Raw genomic sequence first — 7,756 nt, 5'->3', positions numbered from 1 at the left:
TGCCCCTCGGCAGCGGACACCAGGGACTAGAGATCACCCGATACGAGTTGACCGTCGCGCGGCTGCTCAGCGACATCGCCGACCACCGAGAGTTCGACCGGTACTACTCCCGGGTGCCGTACGAGATCCAGGACTGACCCCCATGACACTCAACCTCGTTGAACTACGTCGAGGCCCCGCCAACCGGTACACCTGGTTGCCTCCCTTCGACTTCCAAGTTCCCTATGAGAACGATCGATGGTGGGATGAGCCCCGATATCGTGACGACGACCCCTGGTTCGTACAAGTGCTCGAGGACGGCGCCGAAGTGGCGCGCGTGGAATTCGACGACCCCGGTGGCATCAACCCCCAGTACGAGAACGTGCCAACACTCGGACCCGAGCGACTAGATGTATGAGGGCTGGACGTTGGTTACGCCGCTGCGAAGTCGAGATGCTGGCGGTCGGCCACCAGCTCCGCTGTGCGGGCGGTGGTAGTTGTAGTGGATGTTCCAGACAGCGATCGCGGAAGAGCGGGCGTCTTCGCTATTGAACTCGCGAGCGTAGAGCAGTTCCTCGGCCAGGATTCGCTGGTAGCGCTCGACCTTGCCGTTGTGACGCGGGGTGTACGGCTTGGTCTTCTGGTGTCGCGTGCGTCGGCCGACGATTCGGGCGAAGTCACCGGAGCGGTAACAGGCCCCGTTGTCGGTGACGACCCGGTGGATGTGCGTGATGCCGTGCGCGGCGAACCAGACCTTGGCTCGTGCCAGGAACGCCGCAGCGGTGGCTCCCTTCTCGTCGGGCAGCGGCTCGGTGTAGGAGAGTCGGGAGAATCCGTCGACGGCAGAGTGCAGGTAGGTGTAGCCACGCTTCGCACCAGCTGACTTCGCTCGATCGACGGTCTTGGCCTGGTCGCTGTCGCGGCCGTGGATACGCCAGCCGCCGCCATCTGGGATGCGGCCGACCTTCTTCACGTCCAGGTGGACCATATGTCCGGGCCAGCGTGCATTGATCTTCCCGGGCTTGCGGTTGTTGTCGCCGCCGGGGTCGATGAACCTCCGTCTACCCAGTCCGAGCCTGGCCAGGTGCCGGGTGACGGTGCGGCGGTTGATCGTGAACCCGAGGTCAGCTAGCTCATCGGTGATGCGTTGGGCTGACCACTTGTGCTCGCGTCGCCAGGTCTCGATCTGCTCGATGGCCCAGGCTGGTGTGGCGTTCGGGCTCCGGTGCGGGTTCGATGAGCAGTCTCGCAGTCCGGCGTCGCCGTGACGTCGCCATCGGTTGACCCACTTCGACGCGCAGGCACGTGAGATGCCCATCTCGGCGGCGACGTGGGCGATAGGACGCGTTTTGCAGCGCTCGACCAGCCGTCGGCGTCCCTCGATGCTAAGCGGGGCGTTGGCGTGGCTCATGCGTCCATCTCGTAGGAGCGCTCGACCAGGTCGGTCATTGCCTGCTGGAAGTCGCGGCGCTTCTTGTCGCTCCAGCCTCTGGTCAGGTCGGCGAACACTTCCTCCTGCCAACGATGCGCCTGGTCCAGCATCACCTGGCCCGCATGGGTGAGTGATGCTTCGCGCCGTCGGCCATCGGTCGCGGACGCCGTCATGACGAGATACCCGGCTGCCGTGGCGCTCTTGATCAACCGTGACGCGCCGCTCTGGTCGATCCCGACCTCTTGCGCGATTGCGTTCACCGTTGCCGGGGTTGCGCGGAGATTGAGCGTATGGACAGCTTCGCAGACGAGCACGAGTCGCCCCTGCTCACCGCTTGCGTCTGCTGCGACAGACCGTCGTGACCAGTGCCTGACGAAATGGAACAGGACCTGTCCCGGGCCGAGGTCTGTCACTCGGATGCCGCCATCTCGCGGCAGATGTAGGCCAGCTCGAGCGCGGCCTTGAGGTCCGGCAGCCTGAGAGCAGCCGTGACCTTCCCGGCGGCGACGCGGAAGACCGTCGCTACCCGCGTAGATTCCGTGCTCTCGGGCCAGGTCGCGTCCTCCTCGACCACCATCAGTCGATCGCTGACCGGGTGCCAGGACCGCGGGACCAGCTTGATGCCCGAGCGCTCCACCCACTCGGCGAACTGCGCAGGCGTGATCGGACCCGCGCCCTTCGGGCCGAGCACGACGACCGGATCGCCGACCGCATGCTCAGATCGCTGCAGGTCGCCGGCATTGACGCTCGCGTGCCACTCGTTGATCGCTTCTTCAAGGGTGAGTTCCATGACCAGGAAGTCTATGCGATTCGCATACATCTGAGCAAGAGTGGCCGCGGCATCAACCTCCTGTCCCGCAACAACTAGAGATCCAGTTCTTCGAAGTAGCCACCGCCGCCCGCCACCGCGGTATCGGAACCCAAGTGATGCAGGCACTACACGAGCTGCACAACAATCGACGGTTGTTCGCTTACTCCGAAGAGGCTCACGGATTTTGGGCATCGCTTGGCTGGGACCGGTTTGGTCATCCCGAAGGCGACCAGTACTACCGGCCGCTGTTCATCGAACCTCCAACTAGTTAGATCCGAGTGTCCGACCGAGAAGCTCCCCTGCGGGTACCAGCGAAGGACGAGCCTTAACGAGGTTCAACCCGTGAGTCCAGAAACGCGGCCGGCCCCCACGAATCGTCCCCGACAACTAGCGCTGCCTCTTCGGTCGTTGTTCCTCGGCGATCCATTGCTCGTGCCGTCAACTTGAGCGGGATCATGTCCGGTGCGTGCATGGTTGGCACCACTGTCAGCGCAACGGTACGGTCCCGCTCGCGGGGCCGTAGATCGCCAATCTCAAAGGTCGCCTCTATCCATTCTTTCGAGATCACCTCGACGATCTGGTCGCCCCCACTGGGCATCGTCGGAAGGTGTGAGGGCCAACGCTTCAGATCTAGCGGGTCTGGCCATCGGGGGACTGTCGGAACCGAGCGTGCACGCGGAGCAACGCTGCGCACGACGATCTCGTTGCTAGGGAACCGGACGGTGAGTTGGACACCGGTTATGGAGTCGTCGCTGTCGTTGGTGACGACGAAGGACACCTTGTTGCCGTTTGAACGCACCACCGCACCTACCAGCTGAGGCAGCAGGGCTGCACGCTTAGCGTCCAGGTACTCCGATACCTGCGCCTCAAAGGTCCTTGCATCCTGTTCCCGGTACCCCGAACCCAGGTATCCCTCGGCGGTCAAATAGCTAGTAGGAAGCCCGAATGTCCCTGCTCCCGCGGGCGTTCGGGGCGCGGCCGGTGGTTGCTTCGGAGCGCCGCTGTTCGCGCGGATACTCCGTTCATGCTGCTGCATCCATTCGTCGAGTGCATCCGGGCTGAGATCGAGCCGAATCAACGGCAACGCGGTCATTGCCATCGCCAGCTCGACACCTGGTTGGCGAGTGCCATCAACACGGCGCTGAACCAGCATCTCGATCTCGGCTGGTCCGGCCTGTTCGGTTCGTGCCGCACCGCGGTGAAAGACCGTCCCCCGACGGTTCGCTGCGGGTCTGTCCTTGTCCCGAGTAGATTCTGTCGGCTTGTCGCTGCTGTACTCCTTGAGCAGTGTGTGAATTGTGTCCCCAGGGCGAGGTGGCTCTACCGCAATCACCAGGACATCCTTGCCGTCAACCTGCACGTAATGCGGGGTCCAGCGCGGACCGTCAAGGTAGGTCCGGACGCCTTGCTCGAGCTTCGCGGAATCGATCACCGTCACCCCTGCCACCGCTCCAGGTTCGGCTCCCACCACCATGTACGCCACACCTTCGAACACGTTGGACGCCAGCGTCACCTCCCGGTTGGCAAATCCGAGCACGGCGCGCGCGATCGAGAACCGACCTTCTTTCGAAGAAAGGTCCAGGCCGCTCTTCCACTCCACCCAGTTGGTCTCCTGGGAGTCCGGCGGCGAGTCGCGGATCGCCTCGACGAGTTCCCGTAATTCCGCCGGCGTGCGTAACGCCCGTGAGCGATCCAGATCGTCGAGCGTGACGGCCATCAGAGACTCACGCTCGACTGGTGAAGGTGTCGAGGTCTAGCGAGACCTCCACGCCGTCCTTCTCAACCACGATGCGCGGATGCTGGGCGCCGGTCGCGGTCAGGTATTCCCGCAGCGTTGACAGCAGCAGGTCGTGGCGGCGTTCGATCTTCGACACCGCGGCCTGCTCCACACCGAGCGCCGCGGCGACGTCGGTCTGGGTCATCTGGCCGGCCCTGCGGATCTCGGCGAGGGTCTGCACGTACACCCGGTCCAGAGCGGCGGTCTGCTCGCGGACCTGCTCGACCTGCTCGGTGATCACCGGGTTGGCGGCCAGCTGCGCGATCCTCTCATTACCGCTCCGGAATGACCGGCGCCTCTTGGACTCACTCATCGCCATCACCTTCTGTCTCGAAAATCCATCGTTCGATCGCCACATCCGCGCGCGGGCCGACGCTGTTGTAGAACACATCACCCATGCGCGCCTTATCCGCGGCGAACAGGGCCACCACCACAGTGTCGGTGTCGGGCGGGAACCAGCAGATCACCCGCACCGCCACGCCGTTGTCGAAAGGGTGCGCGGTGCGCCACACCGGAAACCGACCCGATCGCCGCACCCGCTTGAGCCCGGGCGTCTCCACCGTCGGCGGACCCGGCAACGCCGCCAGATCCGTCAGCGCCGCCACCACGTGTGCCAGCACCTTCGTCGACTGCACGTCACCCTCGGTGGCCTTGGCCTCCAAGCGGTCGAGGTAGTCGAAGAACTCCTCAGGCATGTCGACGATCACACCCCCATGATTCCCTCGGGAGACTATTCCGTCAAGGGATTACCGAGACTCAGGAGGAGGTTCCATAGGGATGCGGATTGTCGACGAAGTCGGCGTAGTCCCTCGGCTCGAAGCTCTCTGCGATTTCGAGCATTGAATCGCGTAGCTGGAGCACCGAGTTCCACGTCATGGGCTCAGGTCCGTCATCGTTTGCTTGCCGCTCAACTGCTGCTATGTCCAGACTCCACAGCTGCACGACGGTATCGCAAGCAGTGACCAGGCAATCGAGGCAGTAGGCGAGGTTGCGTAACGCATACACGCGGGATGCGCCGCCGCCTTGCTGCTCTGAGATCACGGTGAGCGTCACCCAGATCGCATTTCCGTGGGTCGGGCGGCTGAGTTCCACATACCCGATCTTTGGGAAGTACTTCTCCACGAGGACACTATATTGCGACACTTTCTCCGCCTTGAGCCCTTTGAATTCCAGCCGGTTCCTGGCCATGAAGTGTGTCCACTGCTGCACCAGACTGTTGGCGATAGCGTGATCGGGCATAGACGGTCGATACTCGTTGATGCCCTTCTCCATCAACGTGGCGGTGCGTTGGATGCGTTGCCGGTAGTTGATTCCAGACTCACCGAGGAACATTGCCCGTGACAGATGTTCGACGGCGGTGCGTCCAAGAGTTGCCGTGCCGACACGGAGTGCTGACGATCCTCTGAGTAGGCCGCTCAACGAGTAGATCGCGTCCCCCGCCGAGAGGAGGTGGAACCGGATCATCCGATGTGCGGTCAACAGCGGGTCGGGAACGTCGCTGTCGCTGCCCAGACGGGCGTCAATCTCCTCGATCGAATTGGCGCCAGGCTCAGCATATGTGAACCGTGCGGGGTCACCACCTTAGGCGATAGTTTGCGCAAAGCGCGCGAACACTATTCCCTGGAATGCGTACTCCTGTAAGGCCTGGAGTGGTTCGTTGGGGTCTTTCATCCAGCTGCTCCAATCGGTCCTCCGCAAACCCGCCATTCACACACCGCCCGTGATGTCCGGCCTGCGTTCAGACCGCGGCATCTCGTATCAGTTCAACGAGCTGAGAACAGTGATCGCGGCGTCCCGGCCCACGGCAACCGCGGTTCGCCAGTCCACGTCGTTGGGAACCGTACCAGCGGTGACCGCCTGGGTGAGGGTGGCGTGAATGCTGCCGTGGCCGGCGGCGGTGCGGCCGCCAAGGTGCCCGTTGGTGGCGAAGTACTCGAGGATGTCGGTTAGTAGCCCGTATTCGGTCGGCGTGGCGTGGGCCAGCCGGATCTGCCCGGACAGGCGGGTGCCGGCGATGAGGGTTTCGGTGTCGAGGCGGATCGGGCTGAACCCCTCGCCGGTCTCGCCGTCGACGGTGGGGCCGGTGTCGGATAGGTCGTTGCTGTGGCTGGTGGATTCCTGCCCGAGGATGGTGTGCACCGAGCCTGGTATCGGAGCATCCGGCGGTGCTATAGGCAGCAGGTGCAGGGTGTCTGCGGTGACGGGAACGACTTTAGACACCACCAGTTTTCCGGACATGACTCGTGCGTTGGCGGCACCGCCGAACAGCCCGATCAGCGGCACCAGCGTCTTCAACTCGCGCTCTTGTTCGGGGGTCATCTCGCGGGTCGATTTGCGCAGGAAGCCGCCGTTGCGCAGCAGGTGCGCGGCCGCCGGCGTCAGCTGGCCCGCGTAGTCGAGGACCTCGGCGAGCAGGGTTTCGCCGGTGCGGCGCAGGATGCCGCGCCAGGCGTTGCCGGAGATGATCGGCACCACCGTCACCTCCCCGGTCGGGGTCAGGACTTTCTCGCGGCGGAACAGGCTCTGGATCGAGGTGGCGTTGCGGGTGTCGTCGCGGTGCACGATCGACGTCGTGGCGGTGATGTCGAGATCGAATACCGCGCTGATCAACGGCTCCCCCATCAGTTCTCCCCTGCGCTCGCAGCTGCGCGGTGATTGTCGGCGACGGTTTCGGCGATGATCCGCACGCGCAGGATCAGGGAGGGTAGTTGATCGCGAAGCAGATTGAGCACCGGCGCCGAGGGTTCGGTGAGTAGCTGTGCAACCTCGAGCCGGCGGGCTCGGTCGGTGACCGTGATGGGGAGTGCTTGGGCCAGCAGGGACCACCAGGTGGGCAGGCTGTCGGCGCGGTAGGTCGCCGCCCGCACCCGCGCCGGGAGCAGCTCGTCCCAGTAGCGGTGGCGGTGATCGCCGATCCAGGAGTCCCAATCCAGGTCGTAGTGCACCAGCAGCAGCAGCCGTTCGGCGCAGATCGCGGCCGGGTCGGTGAGCGCGGGCAGTTCCGGGACCGCGGCCCGCCATCGCATGGTCGGCGTCGACCCCTCGTCGGTGGTGCTCACCCTGCCCGCCTCGCCGTCACGGCAGGAGCGACCGGTGTGGACAGGGCGATCGCGCCGTCCCACCACGCCCCAGGGTGGGTGCGCCACACCGACAAGGCGTCCCAGGCGGTGAGCAGCTGAGGCCACTGGTCGGCCGGCAGAGCGCGCATCACTGCTATGGGTGGAGCGGGGTCGGTGAGCATCGCTGCGCGTACCCCGGGCAGGGTGCGTATCCATCGCAGGTCGGTCAACAACGCCACCGCGGCATCATCCCACCGAACCGCTGTGTCGTCGGTGCAGACATGCCCCCATCGTGCGGTCGGGAGGATGTGGCGGCGACCACGGACCGGCACCACCGCCATCCGGTCGGCCGGTAGCGGGCCCGCGGCCAGCAACTCCCCCAGCTCGGCGCGCTCCACGACGGTGCGGGCGGGGCGGTGTTGGTCGACGAGGTAGACGCTGCGGCGCAGTTCGGCTGTGCTGTAGGCCCATCCGCACGCCGCGCACAACCAGTCCCCTCCGTACACCCAGGATTCGGCGTCGGTGAACTTGCGGGAGACCACCGACAGCGCGGCCACCAGCGGCAGGTCGGTGGCCCCGCAGCAACAGCACCACTCCCCTTGCTCGGGTAGTTCGACGGTGGGTGGGGTCGGCCGGCCGGCGGCGGTCCAGGCCACGAGTGCAGGAGACCCGGCAGCCGAGCGGGTCTGGGACCTCCC

Annotated in this window: 11 protein-coding genes and 1 pseudogene; 2 read left to right on the top strand and 10 right to left on the bottom strand. The window is 64.9% G+C overall.

Annotated elements, in window-relative coordinates:
- Positions 1-142 precede the first annotated feature (142 nt).
- On the top strand, positions 143-397 hold the full coding sequence (locus M4D77_RS16545) for a hypothetical protein (RefSeq protein ID WP_259936737.1): 255 nt from the start codon (positions 143-145) through the stop codon (positions 395-397).
- On the opposite strand, the gene M4D77_RS16540 is transcribed toward M4D77_RS16545, so the two are convergent.
- The 3 genes from M4D77_RS16540 to M4D77_RS16530 all read right to left on the bottom strand — a co-directional run bounded on the left by M4D77_RS16540 (position 386) and on the right by M4D77_RS16530 (position 2,201).
- On the bottom strand, positions 386-1,390 hold the full coding sequence (locus tag M4D77_RS16540) for an IS481 family transposase (RefSeq protein WP_259936736.1): 1,005 nt from the start codon (positions 1,388-1,390) through the stop codon (positions 386-388). The two genes, M4D77_RS16545 and M4D77_RS16540, sit on opposite strands and share 12 nt — an antisense overlap.
- A complete protein-coding gene (locus M4D77_RS16535) occupies positions 1,387-1,671 on the bottom strand; it encodes a MarR family winged helix-turn-helix transcriptional regulator (RefSeq protein ID WP_396266593.1) in 285 nt (94 codons plus the stop codon). The genes M4D77_RS16540 and M4D77_RS16535 overlap by 4 nt, the downstream gene beginning before the upstream one ends.
- Before the next feature lie 149 nt (positions 1,672-1,820).
- Complete coding sequence (locus M4D77_RS16530) at positions 1,821-2,201, bottom strand: hypothetical protein (protein ID WP_259936735.1); 381 nt, start codon at positions 2,199-2,201, stop codon at positions 1,821-1,823.
- A 74-nt stretch (positions 2,202-2,275) separates the two neighbouring features.
- On the opposite strand from M4D77_RS16530, the pseudogene M4D77_RS23890 reads away from it, so the two are divergent.
- Positions 2,276-2,494, top strand: a pseudogene (locus M4D77_RS23890) (GNAT family N-acetyltransferase); the annotation flags it as partial.
- A 53-nt stretch (positions 2,495-2,547) separates the two neighbouring features.
- On the opposite strand, the gene M4D77_RS16525 reads toward M4D77_RS23890, so the two are convergent.
- The 7 genes from M4D77_RS16525 to M4D77_RS16495 all read right to left on the bottom strand — a co-directional run bounded on the left by M4D77_RS16525 (position 2,548) and on the right by M4D77_RS16495 (position 7,714).
- Positions 2,548-3,939, bottom strand: coding sequence for a helix-turn-helix domain-containing protein (locus M4D77_RS16525; protein ID WP_259936734.1), 1,392 nt, complete (start codon positions 3,937-3,939; stop codon positions 2,548-2,550).
- Positions 3,940-3,946: 7 nt separating this feature from the next.
- The gene (locus M4D77_RS16520) at positions 3,947-4,312 is read right to left on the bottom strand and encodes a helix-turn-helix domain-containing protein (RefSeq protein WP_259936733.1); all 366 of its coding nucleotides are present in this window, start codon (positions 4,310-4,312) and stop codon (positions 3,947-3,949) included.
- Positions 4,305-4,706, bottom strand: a complete 402-nt coding sequence (locus M4D77_RS16515) for a hypothetical protein (protein ID WP_259936732.1) — start codon at positions 4,704-4,706, stop codon at positions 4,305-4,307. The genes M4D77_RS16520 and M4D77_RS16515 overlap by 8 nt, the downstream gene beginning before the upstream one ends.
- Positions 4,707-4,755: 49 nt before the next feature.
- Positions 4,756-5,463, bottom strand: a complete 708-nt coding sequence (locus M4D77_RS16510; RefSeq protein ID WP_259936731.1) for a hypothetical protein — start codon at positions 5,461-5,463, stop codon at positions 4,756-4,758.
- A 294-nt stretch (positions 5,464-5,757) separates the two neighbouring features.
- Positions 5,758-6,621, bottom strand: coding sequence for an RAMP superfamily CRISPR-associated protein (locus M4D77_RS16505; protein ID WP_259936730.1), 864 nt, complete (start codon positions 6,619-6,621; stop codon positions 5,758-5,760).
- The gene (locus M4D77_RS16500) at positions 6,621-7,058 is read right to left on the bottom strand and encodes a hypothetical protein (protein WP_396266592.1); all 438 of its coding nucleotides are present in this window, start codon (positions 7,056-7,058) and stop codon (positions 6,621-6,623) included. Before M4D77_RS16500 ends, M4D77_RS16505 begins: the two co-directional genes overlap by 1 nt.
- The gene (locus tag M4D77_RS16495) at positions 7,055-7,714 is read right to left on the bottom strand and encodes a hypothetical protein (RefSeq protein ID WP_259936729.1); all 660 of its coding nucleotides are present in this window, start codon (positions 7,712-7,714) and stop codon (positions 7,055-7,057) included. Before M4D77_RS16495 ends, M4D77_RS16500 begins: the two co-directional genes overlap by 4 nt.
- Between the last annotated feature and the right edge of the window lie 42 nt (positions 7,715-7,756).

Origin of the sequence: Gordonia sp. p3-SID1431, assembly GCF_025143765.1 — a bacterium.
Lineage (GTDB): Bacteria > Actinomycetota > Actinomycetes > Mycobacteriales > Mycobacteriaceae > Gordonia > Gordonia hongkongensis.
Note: the sequence above shows the minus strand (reverse complement) of the source record. Positions and strands in the feature narration are given on the sequence as shown.

Coding starts and splice junctions, on each gene's coding strand:
- M4D77_RS16545 (WP_259936737.1), top strand. CDS start 143: ATGACACTCAACCTCGTTGAACTACGTCGAGGCCCCGCCAACCGGTAC.
- M4D77_RS16540 (WP_259936736.1), bottom strand. CDS start 1,390: ATGAGCCACGCCAACGCCCCGCTTAGCATCGAGGGACGCCGACGGCTG.
- M4D77_RS16530 (WP_259936735.1), bottom strand. CDS start 2,201: ATGGAACTCACCCTTGAAGAAGCGATCAACGAGTGGCACGCGAGCGTC.
- M4D77_RS16525 (WP_259936734.1), bottom strand. CDS start 3,939: ATGGCCGTCACGCTCGACGATCTGGATCGCTCACGGGCGTTACGCACG.
- M4D77_RS16520 (WP_259936733.1), bottom strand. CDS start 4,312: ATGAGTGAGTCCAAGAGGCGCCGGTCATTCCGGAGCGGTAATGAGAGG.
- M4D77_RS16510 (WP_259936731.1), bottom strand. CDS start 5,463: ATGATCCGGTTCCACCTCCTCTCGGCGGGGGACGCGATCTACTCGTTG.
- M4D77_RS16505 (WP_259936730.1), bottom strand. CDS start 6,621: ATGGGGGAGCCGTTGATCAGCGCGGTATTCGATCTCGACATCACCGCC.